This window comes from Delftia sp. WSY_7 (genome assembly GCF_043104845.1).
Classification (GTDB): Bacteria; Pseudomonadota; Gammaproteobacteria; order Burkholderiales; family Burkholderiaceae_C; genus Comamonas; species Comamonas tsuruhatensis.
Window position 1 is genome coordinate 1 of the sequence record NZ_JBICLB010000025.1, and the last position, 16,348, is coordinate 16,348.

At 68.5% G+C, this 16,348-nt stretch carries 17 protein-coding genes; 7 read left to right on the plus strand and 10 right to left on the minus strand.

What is annotated here, in order from left to right:
- Positions 1-150: 150 nt before the first annotated feature.
- Together ACF8ME_RS10800 and ACF8ME_RS10805 are read right to left on the minus strand one after the other, a co-directional pair.
- On the minus strand, positions 151-1,440 hold the full coding sequence (locus ACF8ME_RS10800) for a M20/M25/M40 family metallo-hydrolase (RefSeq protein WP_016452280.1): 1,290 nt from the start codon (positions 1,438-1,440) through the stop codon (positions 151-153).
- 156 nt (positions 1,441-1,596) lie between these two features.
- A complete protein-coding gene (locus tag ACF8ME_RS10805) occupies positions 1,597-2,871 on the minus strand; it encodes an MFS transporter (RefSeq protein WP_016452281.1) in 1,275 nt (424 codons plus the stop codon).
- Positions 2,872-2,936: 65 nt separating this feature from the next.
- Between ACF8ME_RS10805 and ACF8ME_RS10810 the strand changes: the two genes are divergently transcribed.
- From ACF8ME_RS10810 to ACF8ME_RS10830, 5 genes are all read left to right on the plus strand, one after another.
- Positions 2,937-3,947, plus strand: a complete 1,011-nt coding sequence (locus ACF8ME_RS10810; protein WP_392416381.1) for an AraC family transcriptional regulator — start codon at positions 2,937-2,939, stop codon at positions 3,945-3,947.
- A 98-nt stretch (positions 3,948-4,045) separates the two neighbouring features.
- Positions 4,046-4,621, plus strand: coding sequence for an RNA polymerase sigma factor (locus ACF8ME_RS10815; RefSeq protein WP_016452283.1), 576 nt, complete (start codon positions 4,046-4,048; stop codon positions 4,619-4,621).
- Positions 4,618-5,205 carry a hypothetical protein gene (locus ACF8ME_RS10820; protein WP_070080768.1) on the plus strand — a complete coding sequence of 196 codons (588 nt, stop codon included), beginning with the start codon at positions 4,618-4,620 and terminating at the stop codon, positions 5,203-5,205. The genes ACF8ME_RS10815 and ACF8ME_RS10820 overlap by 4 nt, the downstream gene beginning before the upstream one ends.
- 34 nt (positions 5,206-5,239) lie before the next feature.
- Positions 5,240-6,484 (plus strand): sulfite oxidase, encoded by a 1,245-nt coding sequence (locus ACF8ME_RS10825; protein WP_392416383.1) that lies wholly within the window; start codon positions 5,240-5,242, stop codon positions 6,482-6,484.
- Positions 6,485-6,580: 96 nt separating this feature from the next.
- Positions 6,581-6,928 carry a cytochrome c gene (locus tag ACF8ME_RS10830; RefSeq protein ID WP_017405076.1) on the plus strand — a complete coding sequence of 116 codons (348 nt, stop codon included), beginning with the start codon at positions 6,581-6,583 and terminating at the stop codon, positions 6,926-6,928.
- A 13-nt stretch (positions 6,929-6,941) separates the two neighbouring features.
- Here the strand turns inward: ACF8ME_RS10830 and ACF8ME_RS10835 are convergent, their stop codons facing one another.
- From ACF8ME_RS10835 to mnmG, 8 genes are all read right to left on the minus strand, one after another.
- The gene (locus tag ACF8ME_RS10835) at positions 6,942-7,766 is read right to left on the minus strand and encodes a methyltransferase type 12 (RefSeq protein ID WP_070080767.1); all 825 of its coding nucleotides are present in this window, start codon (positions 7,764-7,766) and stop codon (positions 6,942-6,944) included.
- A 24-nt stretch (positions 7,767-7,790) separates the two neighbouring features.
- The gene (locus ACF8ME_RS10840) at positions 7,791-8,825 is read right to left on the minus strand and encodes a peptidoglycan-binding domain-containing protein (RefSeq protein ID WP_016452287.1); all 1,035 of its coding nucleotides are present in this window, start codon (positions 8,823-8,825) and stop codon (positions 7,791-7,793) included.
- A gap of 196 nt (positions 8,826-9,021) precedes the next feature.
- Entirely contained in the window at positions 9,022-9,957 is a 936-nt protein-coding gene (locus tag ACF8ME_RS10845; RefSeq protein ID WP_016447293.1) for a ParB/RepB/Spo0J family partition protein, read from the minus strand.
- A gap of 13 nt (positions 9,958-9,970) precedes the next feature.
- On the minus strand, positions 9,971-10,549 hold the full coding sequence (locus ACF8ME_RS10850) for an alpha/beta hydrolase (RefSeq protein WP_017405073.1): 579 nt from the start codon (positions 10,547-10,549) through the stop codon (positions 9,971-9,973).
- 2 nt (positions 10,550-10,551) lie between these two features.
- Entirely contained in the window at positions 10,552-11,322 is a 771-nt protein-coding gene (locus ACF8ME_RS10855; RefSeq protein ID WP_016447291.1) for a ParA family protein, read from the minus strand.
- A 13-nt stretch (positions 11,323-11,335) separates the two neighbouring features.
- Positions 11,336-11,950 (minus strand): LysE family transporter, encoded by a 615-nt coding sequence (locus ACF8ME_RS10860; protein WP_013799962.1) that lies wholly within the window; start codon positions 11,948-11,950, stop codon positions 11,336-11,338.
- A 106-nt stretch (positions 11,951-12,056) separates the two neighbouring features.
- Positions 12,057-12,719, minus strand: coding sequence for a 16S rRNA (guanine(527)-N(7))-methyltransferase RsmG (gene rsmG / locus ACF8ME_RS10865; protein WP_046238211.1), 663 nt, complete (start codon positions 12,717-12,719; stop codon positions 12,057-12,059).
- Positions 12,716-14,695, minus strand: coding sequence for a tRNA uridine-5-carboxymethylaminomethyl(34) synthesis enzyme MnmG (gene mnmG / locus ACF8ME_RS10870; protein ID WP_016447288.1), 1,980 nt, complete (start codon positions 14,693-14,695; stop codon positions 12,716-12,718). The genes rsmG and mnmG overlap by 4 nt, the downstream gene beginning before the upstream one ends.
- Positions 14,696-14,997: 302 nt before the next feature.
- Here mnmG and ACF8ME_RS10875 point away from each other — a divergent pair, with 302 nt between their 5' ends.
- Together ACF8ME_RS10875 and gstA are read left to right on the plus strand one after the other, a co-directional pair.
- On the plus strand, positions 14,998-15,585 hold the full coding sequence (locus tag ACF8ME_RS10875) for an NADPH-dependent FMN reductase (protein ID WP_016447287.1): 588 nt from the start codon (positions 14,998-15,000) through the stop codon (positions 15,583-15,585).
- A gap of 95 nt (positions 15,586-15,680) precedes the next feature.
- On the plus strand, positions 15,681-16,289 hold the full coding sequence (gene gstA, locus ACF8ME_RS10880) for a glutathione transferase GstA (protein WP_013799958.1): 609 nt from the start codon (positions 15,681-15,683) through the stop codon (positions 16,287-16,289).
- Positions 16,290-16,348 lie beyond the last annotated feature (59 nt).

The following is a 16,348-nucleotide window of genomic DNA, read 5'->3' on the forward strand; positions in this document are numbered from 1 at the left end:
CTGACCTTTCTTGGCGAATCAAGAAAGGGCAGTCGGCTGCCGGGCCGAAACCCGGCCTCGAAAAACAACCACCCGGCAGGGTCAGAAAAAGCGACTCAAGCCACCGTCTGGCTTTGGCTTAACGCAGGAGTGCAGCCTGATAGCCGACCCTTACTTGGAGAGATCCATGATCATGCGCGTGGCCAGGTACAGGCGCGGCACGATGGTGTTCAGCTGCACATACTCCGCATCATTGGAGTGCGCGCCGTAGCCGCTCAGGCCAAAGCCCTCGATGACCGCACCCTTGGCCTTGAGCGCCGCAAACGCCGCGTCGGTGCCGCCGCCCGTGGCCTTTTCCATCACGCTCATCTTCAGGCCCAGCTCATCGCTGTAGATGGTCTGCGCCTGTTTGGCCAGGCTGCGCGAGGCCTCGTTGGCCTCCAGCGGCGGGCGGCGCACTTCGAACTTGAGCTGCACCTTGCTGGCGTCCAGCAGCTTGTGGCCCACCTTGGCCTGCATGGCCTGCTCCAGCGCCGTGAAGTCGGCCACGCGCAGCGCGCGGGCGTCGGCCTGGGCCGTGGCCTCGGCGGGAATGACGTTGCGGTTGGTGCCGGCCTTGGCCACGGTCCAGTTGAGCTTGAGGCCGGTCTCGGGCTTGGACAGGTCCTTCATCTGCAGCAGCTGGTGCGACAGCTCGTACAGCGCATTCACGCCGTCCTCGGGCTTGGCGCCCGCGTGCGAGGCCTTGCCCTCGACCTTGAGGTAGGCCGCGCCGATGCCGCTGGTGGCCAGGCGCACGCCGCCGTCCGTGCCGCCACCTTCGAACGAGAAGACCGCATCCTGCTCGGCGCCCAGGCGCGTGATGGTGCTGCGCGCGCCGGGCGAGCTGATTTCCTCGTCGCTGTTCATCAGCACGGTCAGCGTGCCGTAGTTGTCGAAGCCCAGCTGGCGCAGCATGGCCACGGTGTGCAGGATCAGGGCCACGCCCTGCTTGTCGTCGGCAATGCCCAGGCCGTAGGCGCGCTCGCCGTCGATGCGAAACGGCTGGTCCTTGAGCATGCCGCGCAGGTAGACCGTGTCCATGTGGGCGATCAGCATGATGCGGCTGGTGCCCTTGCCCTTGAACTCGGCATGCACCATGGGACCGATCTTCTCGGGCGTGTCACCCAGCCGGTAGACGTCGGTGGGCTGCAGGATCTCGACCTTGCCGCCCTGCTCGCGCAGCTTGCCGGCCACGTAGTTGGCGATCTGTTCCACGCCCTCCATGTCCTTGCTGCCCGACTCGATGTGCACCAGCTCGCGCAGCGTGTCCAGCAGGGGCTGCTGGTGCTTTTGCGCCAGCGCCTGGATATCGGCCTTGGGCGCAGCCAGGGCACTGCCGGACAGGCCGGCCATGGCGAGGGCCAGCGCCAGCGGGGCGCTGCGGAACATGAGGGAAAGCGGTGCGAAGGCGGAACGCATGGACAGGTCTCCTGTGTTGAAAAGTTGTGCCTGCACGATAGCAGGCGCCGCGCAGGGCGCACGCAATTGGCGTGCCTGTTTTGTCCATCTCTGCGCCCAAAGCAAAGGCCCCGCAAGCTTGGGCCTGCGGGGCCTTGTGGGGAGCGCGACCCGGTATCAGCCCGCGCTCAGCGCCATGCCGCTTTTCCGGCTCACGCCATCGCCCACGACCACGGCCGACACCACGCTCAGCACCAGGGCAATGGCCGATCCGTAGAACACGCCGTGGCTCATGCCGTGGTCCAGCATGTAGCCGAACACCGGCGCGGCCAGGCAAAAGCCCAGGTCCAGGCCCGAATACACCGTGCCGTAGACGCGGCCCGTGGCGCCGGGCGGGGCGGCGCGCTTGATCAGCATGTCGCGCGAGGGGCCGGCCAGGCCCGTTCCCAGGCCCGCGATGGAGGCCACGGCCACGGCCGCCATGGCCGGCAGCCAGCCCGTGCCGACCAGGAACAGCGCAACACCCGAGCCCAGCATGCAGATGGAGATCACCTTCTCCAGCCGCTGCACGCGGCCCACGAGGAAGCCGCCGGCCAGCATGCCTGCCGCGCCGCAGAGCATGTAGCCCGTGACGATCAGCGCCGTCACGCTCAGCGGCAGTCCGTACATGGACTGCATGGCGGGGCTGGCAAAGCTCTGGATGGCGCTGAGCGCGCAGGTGCTCCAGAAGAAGAACGAGAAGCACAGCCAGACCGAGGGCAGCTTCAGGAAGGCCATGGGATGCTCCTGCGGCACGGCTGCCGCAGCGGCGCGCGCTGCGGGGGCCTGGGCATCGGCCGCACGGTCGTCCAGCGCCTCGCGGTTGAGCACCATGATGGTGAGGATGACGGCGGCCAGGGCCGCGCCGCACAGGCAGGCCAGGCGCCACGAGCCCGTGGCCGTGGTGATGCCCGCCATGAACAGCGGCGCCAGCGCCCAGCCGATATTGCCCGACAGGCCGTGCACCGAGAACGCATGGCCGATGCGCTTGGCCGACACGCGCTTGTTGAGGATGGTGAAGTCCACCGGGTGGAAGGGCGCATTGCCCAGGCCCGCGAAGAAGGCCGCCAGCAGCAGCATTCCATAGCCCTGTGCCAGGCTGGCGACCACGCCCGCCACGGTGAAGCTGCCCAGCGCCGCAAACAGAATGGGGCGCGCGCCGAAGCGGTCCACGGCAAAGCCGGCCATGGCCTGTCCCACGCCGGAGACCACGAAGAACAGCGACACCATCACGCTGAGCTCGGCATAGCTGTAGCCGAACTCGGCGATCAGCCACGGAAACAGCGGCGGCAGCAGCAGGTGGAAGAAATGCGAGGAACCATGCGCCAGGCCGATCAGGCCGATGGTGCGCACATCGCTGCGCAGCGGGTCCGGCGCCACGGCGTCCGGCATGGAAGAGGAAGAGGCGGTCATGGGCCGCATCTTAGGCAGCAGCGTTTCGTCTTGTATGCGATAGTCTGCCAACTTCTATCGCAAACATGCCAAAGCCTGTCTCCACGCCCGGCACCCCTGCCGACACTCTTGCCGACACCCTGCCCAGCACCTGCCCCGCAGCCGCACTGCGGTCGGTGCGCAGGGCCCGGCCGATGGAGCCGGTGGAGGCCCTGCATCCGCACCTGTTCGTGCCCACGCCCCAGCGCCCCGTGCGCGCCAAGCAGCATCGCCTGTCGGCACGCACGCGCGTTATACCGCACAGCCACAGCTGGGCACAGATCGCCATCTCGCTGGACGGCGTGCTGCACCTGTCGGCCCCCCAGGGCACGCTGATCGCCCCACCCTCCAAGGCCGTGTGGATTCCGCCCGGCCTGGTCCACGCCGTGGCCATGGTCGAGGAAGCCGATCTCGTCTCCATCTACGTGCTGCAGGACGATCCGGCCCAGGGCCCCGTACTGCCGGACCTCCCGCCCTGCGGCGTGGCCTGCAACCCGCAGGACTGGGCACGCTGCCGCGTGCTGGAGGTTTCGCCGCTGATGCGCGAACTGATCACGGCCCTGCCCAAGCAAAGCGATGACCAGCCCGCACCCGACGCCGCCACGCTGCAGCGCGAGCACCATCTGAGCGCCCTGCTGCTGGAAGAGCTTCGCCGCGCCAGCGAAGTCCACCTTGGCGTGAACATGCCCCAGGACAAACGGCTGCGCATGCTCTGCGAGGCCGTGGTGGCCGACCCCACCCAGCACGAGAGCCTGGCCGACTGGGCGGCAGACACCGGCGCCAGCCCGCGCACCGTGGCCCGGCTGTTCCAGCAGCAGCTGGGCTGCAGCTTCACCACCTGGCGCCAGCAAGTGGTGCTGGCCCATGGCCTGAGCCTGGCCGCGCGCGGCCTGCCCATACAGCAGATCGCGGCCGAGCTGGGCTACAGCCCCAGCGCCTTCAGCGCCATGGTGCACCGCACGGTGGGCATGCCTCCGGCACGGTTCTTCGGGCAGCAGGCTGGTTCCGCTGCCCACAGGGTCGGAACAGGCGCTGTATCGCGGCTGACCAGGGGATGAAAGGGAGCCATCGCCTCTTCGCGATAGCTGATCCGATATAGGGTTTGCCGATAGGCAGGCCATGGAATGCGGCGGCGCCCTGCGTGCTCTTATGCCGCATGATCTCCACCGCCGAGTCGCGCTACAACCAGTGGGTGCGCGAGCACTACCGATTCCTGCTGCGCAGCGCCTGGGCGCTGACCGGCTCGCGCGCGCTGGCCGAGGATGTGGTGCAGGACTGCTTCACCAGCGCCTGGCGCTTTCGCCACCAGCTGCGCGAGGCCGCAATGGCGCGGGCCTGGCTGTTCCAGATCATGCGCCGCCATGCCTTCCGGCACCTTGCGCCATCGGCCCATCTGGTCAGCGATGACGAGGCGCTGGACCAGCATCCCGCCCCCTCCCCCTCGCCTTCGGCGCTGGACGACCGGCTCGACGTGGTCAAGGCGCTGTCGCGCATCGCCCCCATCCACCGCGAGGTGCTGGTGCTCTATTACTTCGACGACATGCCCACGGCCCAGATGGCCGAGGCCCTGGACATTGCGCCGGGCACGGTGCTGTCGCGCCTGTCACGCGCCCGCGATGCGCTGAAGGCGGCCCTGGAGCAGGCCGCCCCGGCGCCTGCCCCAGAGACTGCCAGCGTGATCCCGCTACGCCCCACCCCGCTGCGCGCCACCCGATACCAAGGCTTGAAATGACTGCCCCGGACACGACCGACGAATCGGCCTTCGACCTGCGCGCACGCGCCGAACTGGCCCTGGCCTTCGACCCCGGGCCGCACGGCGAGCCGCCCGCCCATCTGCTGCGCCACACGCCCTGGCATGCGCGCAGCGGCGTGCGCCGGCTGATCGCCGCGCTGCTGGTGGGCAGCTCGGCCGCCACCGCCGTGTTCGCCATGCGCCCGCCCGAGCTGGTGCGCGCCGCCATCGAGCATGAGTACTACGAGCGCACGCTGCGCGGCAGCTTCATGCCCGAGGCCGAGGTGGCGCGCCGCCTGGACCTGCCGGCCGGCGAGAAGCTGCCCGGCTACACCCAGCTGATGCGGCCCTGCGATATCGACGGCACGCGCGCCTACCACCTGACCACCTTCTTCGAGAAGGGCGGCATCGTCACCGTGCTGGCCTTCGACCAGCCCCAGCGCCTGGCCGATGGCCAGGGCTGGTGGGCCAACATGCACTGGCAGGTCGTTCGCTCGCGCGAAGGCCGGCCGCTGGTGCTGGTAGCCCAGAAGAAACAGGCCCTGGCCGTGGCCAGCAAGGCCCTGGGCCCCCCTGCCCCATGACACGCCCCATGACAACCACCACGAGGAGACACCCATGAACCACTTGCCGACATCGCCCACCTCCCCCGCGCGCCGCAGCCTGCTGGCCGGCAGCGCCAGCGCACTGGCCGCCGCAGGCCTGGCCGGCCTGCACCAGGGCGCGTTGGCCCAAGCATCCGCAGCTGCGGCGGCACCGACAGCCCCGGCGGCCAAGCCCCTGCCCGGCTACGCGGGCTGGAAAAAGGCCGATGCCCTCATCGTCCACAGCTCCACCACCATAGAGACGCGGCGCGGCGCCTTCGGCACCAGCGTGATCACGCCCAGCGACCAGCTCTATGTGCGCAACAACCTGCCCACGCCGCCTGAATCCATCGTGGCCGACCGCGATGCCTGGCAGCTGCAGGTGGAGGGCGTGCGCCAACCCCGCAGCCTCAGCGTGCGCGAGCTCAAGTCCCTGGGACTGGAGACCGTGGCCATGGTGCTGCAGTGCTCTGGCAATGGCCGGGCCTTCTTTCCCAGCAAGCCCAGCGGCACGGCCTGGACCGTGGGTGCGGCCGGCTGCGTGGTCTGGAGCGGCGTGCCCGTGCGCGAGGTGGTCAAGGCCCTGGGCGGTGTGTCAGACGGCGGTCTCTACATGACCGGCACGGGCGGCGAGGTGCTGCCTGCAGGGCTGGACCCCAAGAGCGTCATCGTCGAGCGCTCGGTGCCGCTGTCGGCCCTGGAAGACGCCCTGCTGGCCTGGGAGATGAACGGCGAGCCCATCCCGCTGGCCCATGGCGGGCCACTGCGCCTGATCGTTCCCGGCTACACCGGCGTGAACAACATCAAGTACATCAAGCAGCTGGCCTTCACGCCGCGCGAGAGCGAGGCCCACATCATGTCCCACGGCTACCGCATCTCGCCGCCCGGCAGCAAGGGTGACCCGAGCCAGCCCTCGGTGCAGGAGATGAGCGTCAAGTCCTGGATCAACTCGCCCCTGCCCGAGGACGGCGGGCAGGCCGCCGGCCTGGTGCAGATCCACGGCGTGGCCTTTGGCGGCATGGACGCCGTCAAGGGCGTGGAGGTGTCCACGGACGGCGGCAAGAGCTGGCAGGCCGCGCGCCTGGTCGGCCCCGACCTGGGCAAGTACGCCTGGCGCCAGTTCGTGCTGCAGGCGCGCCTGCCCAAGGGCACGCATGTGCTGGCCAGCCGCGCCACCGACGCGCGCGGCCGGGTCCAGCCCGAGACGCGCGGTGAAAACCAGAGTGGCTACAACAACACCAGCTGGGCCGACCACGCCGTGACCGTCACCGTGGCCTGAACACGGCCCGCGCGCTCATCCCGCCACCCCTTCTCTTCACTCCCGTCACTTCCCGCACACGGCGCCAGACCGTGGCGGGCCCGTACCTCCATTGCCATGTTCACGATGAAACACCTGATCCACACCGCCCTGCTGGGCAGCACTTTGCTCGGCAGCGCCCTGCTGTGCGCCCCCGCCTTTGCCGATGAAGCGGCCCAGATGGCCCTGGGCAAGAAGCTGTTCGCCACGGCCACGCCCGCCTGCGCGCTGTGCCACACGCTCAAGGACGCGGGCGCCGAGGGCGCCATCGGCCCCGTGCTCGACGAGCTGCAGCCCGATGCCGCACGCGTGGCCCGTGCCCTGCGCGACGGCATAGGCGCCATGCCCTCATTCAAGGCCACGCTCAGCGAGGCCGAGATCGCCGCGCTGTCGCTCTATGTGAGCAAGGCCAGCGCGAAGAAGTAGGCGGCACGGCCCCTCACCGGCGTTCCTGCAGCTCCCGCAGGGCCTTTTCGTAGGGCGTCTCCTCGGGCTCGGGAACATGCACCACGGCCTCGCCGGCACCGCCCAGCGGCATGCGGTAGACCCAGAGGCTGTGCCGGCCCGGGCCCTGGCGCTGCCAGGAGGGCTCCACACCGGGCAGCGCAAAGTCCAGGCTGACCAGCCAGGCGCCCTCAGGCAGCTCCGTGGCGGCCTTGACGGCCGCACGGCCCATGCTTTCGGGGCGCTGGAACAGGTAGACCATCTGGTAGCCGCTCCAGTCGGCCAGCCAGATATCGGCGCGGCGCACGCGGGCCCAGGGGCAGCGCAGCGCGCACAGCCAGCGCAGCGGCCAGCTCCACTCCATGCCGTTGAGCCGCGCCTGCGGGTACTGCCCGCGCAGCGCGCGCAGGCCGTCACCCAGGCCGCAGCCGGCATCGAGCACGGCCGCGCCATCGGGCAGCGGCGCGGCATCGGCCAGGCCTTGCAGCGCATCGGTCGGCGTGGGAAACAGCGGCGCATCGCGCCAGGCGTTGAGCGGGTAGACCAGGGCGAGCAGGCCCAGCGCCGCCAGCCACAGCCAGGGGCTGATGGCGGCCAGGCCGCCCGGCCCCCACAGCATCAGGCAGGACAGCGGAAAGCCCGCCGCCACGGCCAGGCGCCGCCACCAGGGCGTGGCCAGCAGGCTGGCGAGCACGCCCAAAAAACAGGCCGCCAGCCAGGCGGCCAGCGGCCCTAGGGTCGATTGCAGCGCGGCGTAAACAAGCCAGGCGCCGGCCCAGGCAAGAAGGGCCGGGGCCGGCCAGGGAAGGCGCCGCATCATGCGCGCCCTCCGGCCGGGAGCCGCTTATTGCTGTTGCAGTGCTTGCGAGGTGGCACGGTCGAGGCGGCCGGTCTGCGGCAGGCTCTGGTCGCGCTGGAATTCGCGCAGGGCGTTCTGGGTGTTCTTGCCCATGGCGCCGTCAGGCGTGCCTGCGGTGTAGCCCAGGGCGTTGAGCTTTTGCTGCGCGGCGCGCAGCGACATGCCGGCGGCATTGGCGCCCGGAGCCGATGTCTGCGACGGTGCGGCACCGCCGTCCACGCCCAGGCGTCCACCGCCGCCCAGGCCCTGGCCCTTGACGGTCTGTGCCTTGTAGTTGCGCAGCGCGCGCACCATCTGGTTGTAGGCGTCCATGAAGGCGGCGGCGATCACCTTGCCTTCGGCCGTGCGCGTGTAGCCGCCCAGCGAGGCGCCGGCGGAGCCGCCGAACAGCGCGCCCATGCCGCCCCAGTCGGTCTTGGAGGACGAGCCTTCGGAAGCCGACACCTGCACGCCCGAACGGTTGTCCACCAGGGCCAGCATGACCGAGGCCTCGCGGGTCTTGGTGGCTGCAGCCAGCGCGCCGAAGATGCCGCCTGCGCGGCCGCCGATGGCGCCGCCCATGCCGCCGGCATCGCTCTGGTTGAAGATCACTTCGGGGGACAGGCCGTAGTCGGAGGCCACCATCTGGCCCTTGCCCAGGTTGCTGCCGCCGCGCATTTCGCCCGAGTCCATCAGCGCGCGTTCACGCGCCATGGCGCCCATGCCGGCCGCGCCGCGTTCCACGACGATGAAGCAGTTGGACTGCTGGATCATCAGGCGCAGCAGCTGCGAGGTGGGCGGCAGGCGGTACTGCTGCGTGAGGATGGTGTACCAGCCGGCGGTCTGGTTCTCGACCAGGGAGATGGTGCCCAGCGAGGAATCGCAGCGCTCCAGCTCGGTGTTGGCGTTCTCGGCGCTGGCACCGCCCGCGGCGCCCGTGGCCACGGTCTTGGCTTCCGGCGAACCCATGCGCATGTCGGTGGTCACGCAGCCGGTCAGCGCCACGGCGGCGATGGCAGTCAGGGCAAGATACTTCTTCACGTTGTAATCCTCTTGGTCTGGTCTAGGTGAAATCAGCGCCAGGGCAATGGCGTCCACGCACTGGCAGCGTCGCCAGTCAGCGATTACACACAATTACCCCGCATAACAGCGCGCAAATATACCGGGATTCACCCTTGCGAAAAAGCGCTGCTTTGCTGCAGAACGACAGATCACAGACGGTTACAAGCTGTTGTCATCACTCGGGTGCATCGCCGCGCAAACGTTCGATCAGCCCGTTGAGCGCATCGAGCGAGCCGAACTGGATCGCCACTTCGCCCATTTCCTGCAGCTTGCCGCCCCGGCGCACGGACTTCTTGATGCGCACTTCGACATCGGCCATGAGCAGGTCGGACAGCTCTTCCTCCACGCGCTTGATATCGCGCGTCTTGCCTTCCTTCTTGGACTTCTGGCGCACCAGGCTGAAGTCGGCGCCGATCTTCTTGACCAGGGCCTCGGCCTCGCGCACCGACAGCTTCTTGGCCGCGATCTGGTTGCCGGCCGTGATCTGGGCCGCGCGGTCCAGCGACAGCAGGGCGCGCGCATGGCCCATGTCGATGTCGCCGGCCATGAGCATGGTCTGCACCGGGTCGGCCAGGTTCAGCAGGCGCAGGATATTGGTGGCCGCGCTGCGCGAGCGTCCCACGGCCTGGGCCGCCTGCTCGTGCGTGAGGCCGAATTCCTTGACCAGGCGCGACAGGCCCTGGGCCTCTTCCAGCGGGTTCAGGTCCTCGCGCTGGATGTTCTCGATCAGCGCCATGGCGGCGGCGGCCTCGTCGGGCACCTCGCGCACCAGCACCGGCACCTCGGCCAGGCCGGCGATGCGGGCTGCGCGAAAGCGCCGCTCGCCCGCGATGATTTCGTATTTGCCGGCGTGTTCGCCCTTGGCCAGGCGGCGCACCAGGATGGGCTGCATGATGCCCTGGGCCTTGATGCTTTCGGCCAGCTCGTAGAGCGCGCCCTCGTCCATGTGGGTGCGCGGCTGGTATTGGCCGGGCACCATCACGTCCAGCTGCAGGATGCTGGGCAGCCCGGTCTCGGCCACGGGGCCGCCGGCCTCTTCCTTGTCGTGGACCTTGGGGCCGAGCAGGGCTTCGAGTCCTCGTCCCAGTCCCTTGGGTTTCTTGGTCACCATGGTGTTGTCCTTGTCAAAGCGACGCCAGCAGCGCGTGTCCGCTGTCCCAGTCGCCCAGCCCGCTGGCCGTGTTGAGATGGCCCGAAGGCCCTGCATCGACAAAGCGCGCGCCCCAGGCATCGGCCAGAGTCTGCACGCGCTGCGCGCTGCAATAGATATCGTTGTTGCTGCCGACCACGATGGAGGCAAACGGCAGGCGCTGCATCATCACGGGCGACCAGCCAGGCAATTGCTCGCGCAGCTGGGGCTGCTCGGTATCGCCGGGGGCGACCAGCAGCGCGCCACGCACCTTGCGGGCGGCCAGCGGCGAATGCGCCGCCCACCACGCCACAAGGATGCAGCCCAGACTGTGTGCCACCAGCACCACCGGGCGCGGCGCGTCGAGCACCGTCTCCTGCAGCCTGGCGCTCCAGTCGCCGCGCAGCGGACGGTCCCAGTCGTTTTGCTCCAGGCGGCGGTAGCCGTGGCGCTGCTCCCAGCGGCTTTGCCAGTGGCCGGCGTCCGAGTTCTGCCAGCCGGGCAGCAGCCAGACGTCCTCGGCAGCCCACCCGGTCGGCACGCCCTGCCCTGCCGTTTCATGTGAACCTTGCATGGCTACATCTTCTTGATGCGGCGCACCATCTCGTGCGCGAAATCGATGAAGGCCTTGCTGCCCTTGGCGCCCGGGTCGAAGACCACGCCAGGCACGCCATAGCTGGGCGCCTCGGCCAGGCGCACGTTGCGCGGGATGACGGTGTCGAAGACCTTGTCGCCGAAGTGCTCCTTGAGCTGGTCGCTGACCTGCTGCTGCAGCGTGGTGCGCGGGTCGAACATCACGCGCAGCAGGCCGATGATCTGCAGGTCGGGGTTCATGTTGGCATGCACCTGCTTGATGGTGTTGACCAGGTCGGTCAGGCCTTCGAGCGCGAAGTACTCGCACTGCATGGGCACGACCACGCCATGGGCCGCGCACAGGCCGTTCAGGGTGAGCATGGACAGGCTGGGCGGGCAGTCCACGAGCACGAAGTCGTAGTCGGCATCGGCCGCCCTGAGGGCGCCCTTCAGACGCTCGTTGCGGCGCTCCAGCGTGACCAGCTCGATCTCGGCGCCGCTGAGTTCGCGGTTGGCGCCCAGCACGTCATAGCCCACGGCCTCGGAGCGCACGGCGGCTTCCTTGACGCTGGCGTTCTCCAGCAGCACGTCGTAGACCGACAGCTCCAGCGCGCGCTTGTCCACGCCCGAGCCCATGGTGGCATTGCCCTGGGGGTCCAGGTCGATCATCAGCACGCGCTGGCCGATCTTGGCCAGGCCCGCAGCAAGGTTGACGGCGGTAGTGGTCTTGCCGACCCCACCCTTTTGATTGGCGACACAGAAGATTTTGGCCATGGTATTTACACGCTTATTTGGCGATGGCCAGCTTGAGGCCAAAACCGATCAGAAACACGCCCGCAGTCTTTTCGAGAACCCGGGAAACCGCAGGATTGGCGCGCATGCGCTCGGCCAGATGCGCGGTCAGCAGCACCACGATCAGGCAATAGAGAAAGGTCAGAGCAGCCACCGTGGCCGCCATCACCGCGAACGTGAGCAGGCCCTGGTGGCTTGCGGGATCCACGAACAGCGGGAAGAAGGCCATGTAGAACACGATGGACTTGGGGTTCATCAGGGTGATCAGGCCGGCCTGGCGAAAGTAGTGGCGCGGCTCGATGTGCAGCACGGGCTTGTCGCCGGGCTTGGCAGTGAGCATCCTGAAACCCAGCCAGCCCAGGTAGGCGGCGCCCAGCCACTGCACGGCATGGAAGGCCGCGGGATAGGAGGCCAGCAGCGCGGCAACGCCCGCCACCGCCATCCAGATCAGCACCTGGTCGGCCGCCAGCACGCCGGCGCAGGCCGCCATTCCGGCACGTATGCCGCCCTTGCCGGTGGAGGTGATCAGCGCCAGATTGCCCGGCCCCGGAATCAGCAAAAACAGAAGAATGGCAACAACGAATGCGCTGAAATCGGAGATGCCGAACATGCTGACCCCTGAGCGATGAAAGCTGGGAGTTTATGCGAGGGCCATGGCCAGCGCATGGGGAACATGGCCCCGCCGCAACGCGGCAGTGTGCTATTCGGTAAAAAAATCAGGCTGCAGCAGTGCGCAGCCAGAGGATGCAGCGCTCGGCATCCAGGCCCGGCACCTTCAATGGTTCCACGTGAAACACCTGCACGTCGGCAGGCAGCGCGGCGATTTCCTCGTCGGGGTGCTTGCCCTTCATGGCCAGCCAGGTGCCGCCCTCCTCCAGCGCCTGGCGCGACCAGCGGGTGAAGTCCGCCAGCGAGGCAAAGGCACGGCAGCTGATCAGCGGATAGCGCGTGGTCAGCTGCTCCACGCGGCTGTGGATGCCGCGCAGGTTGGGCAGGCGCAGAGTGGCCGCCGCCTGCTGGATGAAGGCCGCCTTCTTGCCCACCGTGTCCACGCAGTGCACGTCGATCTGCGGGCAGCAGACGGCAAAGACCACGCCGGGCAGGCCGCCGCCCGAGCCCACGTCCAGCATGGCGGTGCGCCCTGCGCGCGCAGGCATCTGGGCCAGGTGGCGCTGCAGGGGCGGCACGGCGGCCAGGCTGTCGAGCAGGTGGTGGGTCAGCATTTCCTGCGGATCACGCACTGCCGTGAGGTTGTAGACCTTGTTCCACTTGCCCAGCAGGGCCTGGAATTCCATCAGCGTATCGACCTGGGCAGGGGAAAGCTCCAGGCCCAGCGCCCGCAGGCCGGCCTCGAGAGGAGCGCGCAGTTCCTGGCTCATGCGGATGCCTCCTCGCCCTTCGCGTCTGTCACATCAGGGGCAAAGCCGCGGAAGCCCCCCTTCTTCAGGTGCACCATGAGCAGGGAGATCGCCGCTGGCGTCACGCCCGACATGCGCGAAGCCTGGCCCAGCGTCTCGGGCCTGTGCTTTTGCAGCGACTGGCGCACCTCGAAGGACAGGGCTGGCACCTGCATATAGTCCAGTTCGGCCGGCAGGCGCAGGTTCTCGAAGTGGGCGGCGCGCTGCACCTCGTCCTTCTGGCGGTCGATGTAGCCTGCGTACTTGGCCGCGATCTCCACCTGCTCGACGACGGAGGCGCTGAGATCGCCCAGCACCTCGGGCTGCACATCGGCCGAGGCATAGCGGCCCTCGTTCAGGCTCATCAGCTTGCCGTAGCCCACATCGGGGCGGCGCAACAGGTCGAACAGGTTGTATTCACGCTCGATGGACTTGCCCAGCACCCGCTCCGATTCCTCGGGCGCGACGATGCGCGGATTGACCCAGGTGGACTTCAGGCGCTCTGTTTCACGTGAAACAGCATCGCGCTTGCGGCTGAAGGCATCCCAGCGCGCATCGTCCACCAGGCCCATGGCGCGGCCCGCTTCGGTCAGGCGCATGTCGGCGTTGTCCTCGCGCAGCTGCAGACGGAACTCGGCGCGGCTGGTGAACATGCGGTAGGGCTCGGTCACGCCCTTGGTGATCAGGTCATCGACCAGCACGCCCAGGTAGGCCTCGTCGCGGCGCGGCAGCCAGGCTTCCTGGCCGCGGCACTGCAGCGCGGCGTTGAGGCCGGCGAACAGACCCTGGGCCGCCGCTTCCTCGTAGCCGGTCGTGCCGTTGATCTGGCCCGCGAAGAACAGGCCCTGGATCTGGCGCGTCTCGAAGCTGCTCTTGAGCGAGCGCGGATCGAAGTAGTCGTACTCGATGGCGTAGCCGGGACGCAGAATGTGCGCGTTCTCCAGCCCCTTCATGCTGCGCACCAGTTCGTACTGGATGTCGAAGGGCAGGCTGGTGGAGATGCCGTTGGGATAGAACTCGTTGGTGGTCAGGCCTTCGGGCTCCAGGAAGATCTGGTGGCTTTCCTTGTCGGCAAAGCGGTTGATCTTGTCCTCGACGCTGGGGCAGTAGCGCGGGCCCACGCCTTCGATCTTGCCCGTGAACATGGGGCTGCGGTCAAAGCCGCTGCGGATGATGTCGTGCGTGCGCTCGTTGGTGTGGGTGATCCAGCAGGGCATCTGGCGCGGGTGCATGGCCGCATTGCCGATGAAGCTGAACACGGGCAGCACGCCTTCGTTGACACCACCGGGCATGCCGTCGCCGGGCTGCTCCTCGCACTGCGAGAAATCGATGCTGCGGCCATCCAGGCGCGGCGGCGTGCCGGTCTTCAGGCGGCCCTGGGGCAGCTGCAGTTCCTTGAGCCGCGACGACAGGCTGACGGCCGGCGGGTCGCCCGCGCGGCCTGCCGCGTAGTTGTTCAGGCCCACGTGGATCTTGCCGTCCAGGAAGGTACCCGCCGTGAGCACCACGGTGCGGCTGCGAAAGCGCACGCCGACCTGCGTGACGGCGCCCACCACGCGGTCGCCTTCGACCATGAGGTCGTCCACCGCCTGCTGGAACAGCCACAGGTTGGGCTGGTTCTCCAGCATGTCGCGGATGGCGGCCTTGTAGAGAATGCGGTCGGCCTGGGCGCGCGTGGCACGCACGGCCGGGCCCTTGGAGCTGTTGAGGATGCGGAACTGTATGCCGCCGATATCGGTGGCCAGCGCCATGGCGCCGCCCAGCGCATCCACTTCCTTGACCAGATGGCCCTTGCCGATCCCGCCGATGCTGGGATTGCAGCTCATCTGGCCCAGGGTCTCGATGTTGTGGCTCAGCAGCAGCGTCCTGCAGCCCATGCGCGCAGCAGCCAGCGCGGCCTCGGTGCCGGCGTGGCCGCCACCGACCACGATCACATCAAATTCCTGTGGGTACAACATGCTTATCACTCCGGGGGCCTGCCCGGCCCAAGCCCCCGACACGGAGCACTCACGCTCCGGCGCTCATGGCAGGTGGCCCTCGTTCATGTAGCGAGGGGAACCCAGCGGGGAACCCGCGATTTTCCCACCTTTGCCGCACCAGTGCCTTGCAAGGGGTCGGCCGGCCCTGCCACCGGGCCGGCACTGTGCCGGTGTTCCACGTGAAACAGTGCAGCGGGCGACGGCATTCTCCGCAGGATGCTGCGCGCCGCCGCCCGCAACGCGGCCCGCTTGCAAGAAACATGTGCAGGGCCTGTGATGCAATGGCGGCCATGCAGATCCTCATCTTCGCGGGCAGTACCCGCCAACAATCGCACAACCGGCGCCTGGCCGCCGCCGCCGCCGACATGGCGCGCGAACTGGGCGCCCAGCCCACGCTGCTGGAGCTGTCGGATTTCGACATCCCCATGTACAACGCCGACCTGGAGGCCAGCGGCACACCGCCCGACGTGCTGCGCTTCAAGGCCGCGCTGCACAGCCACCCGGCCTGGCTGATCTGCTCGCCCGAGTACAACGGCAGCTACCCTGCCCTGCTCAAGAACGCCATCGACTGGGCTTCCAGCCCCGTGGCCGGTGATCCGGTCTGGTCCGATGGCACCCTGCCCTTTCGCGGCAAGGTCGTGGGCATGGCCAGCGCCTCGCCCGGCGGCCTGGGCGGCCTGCGCGCCCAGTCGCACCTGGCGCCGCTGCTGCTGAACCTGCAGTGCTGGCTGGCCCCCGTGAGCCACGCCGTGGGACAGGCAGGCCAGGCATTCGACGACGCCGGCCGCCTGCAGCGACCCCAGGACCAGCAGGGCATGAAGGCCGTGCTGGAACAGGTGCTCTGGGCTGCACAGCGCCTGTCGGCCTGAACCCTGGCGCCAGCGCGGTCCCATCATGCGCAGCCCCGCCACATGGGGTTAGCATGGGCGCTTGTCTTTCTTACCCTGATCGGAAGCCATCCACCATGAAGCTCTACTACAGCCCTGGCGCCTGCTCTCTGTCTCCCCACATCGTCCTGCACGAGGCAGGCCTGGCCTACGAGCCGGTCCTGGCCAGCACCAAGACGCACAAGCTGCAGGACGGCACGGACTACTACGGCATCAACCCGCTGGGCTATGTTCCCTTCCTCGTGCTCGACGACGGCGACACGCTGCATGAAGGCCCGGCCATCGTCCAGTACCTGGCCGATCTGGTCCCCGAGAAGAAGCTGGCCCCGGCCAACGGCACCATGGCCCGCTACCACCTGCAGGAGTGGCTGAACTTCATCGGCACCGAGCTGCACAAGGGCTTCGGTCCCCTGTTCAACCCCGCCACGCCCGACGACTACAAGCCCGTGGTGCGCCAGCGCGTGCTGGACCGCCTCAAGTGGGTGGACGGCGAGCTCAATGGCCGCGACTACCTGATGGGCGAGCAGTTCACCGTGGCCGACGCCTACCTGTTCACCGTGACGGGCTGGGCCCAGTTCGTGGGCGTGGACATCTCCGAGCTGACCAACCTCCTGGCCTACCGCGAGCGCGTGCTGGCCCGCCCTGCCGTGCAGGCCGCGATGAAGGCCGAAGGCCTGCTCAAGTAAGCAGCGCCGAGCCCGGGCTCGGCGGCACAAGGGGCCGGCTGGTGTGAACCAGCCGGCCC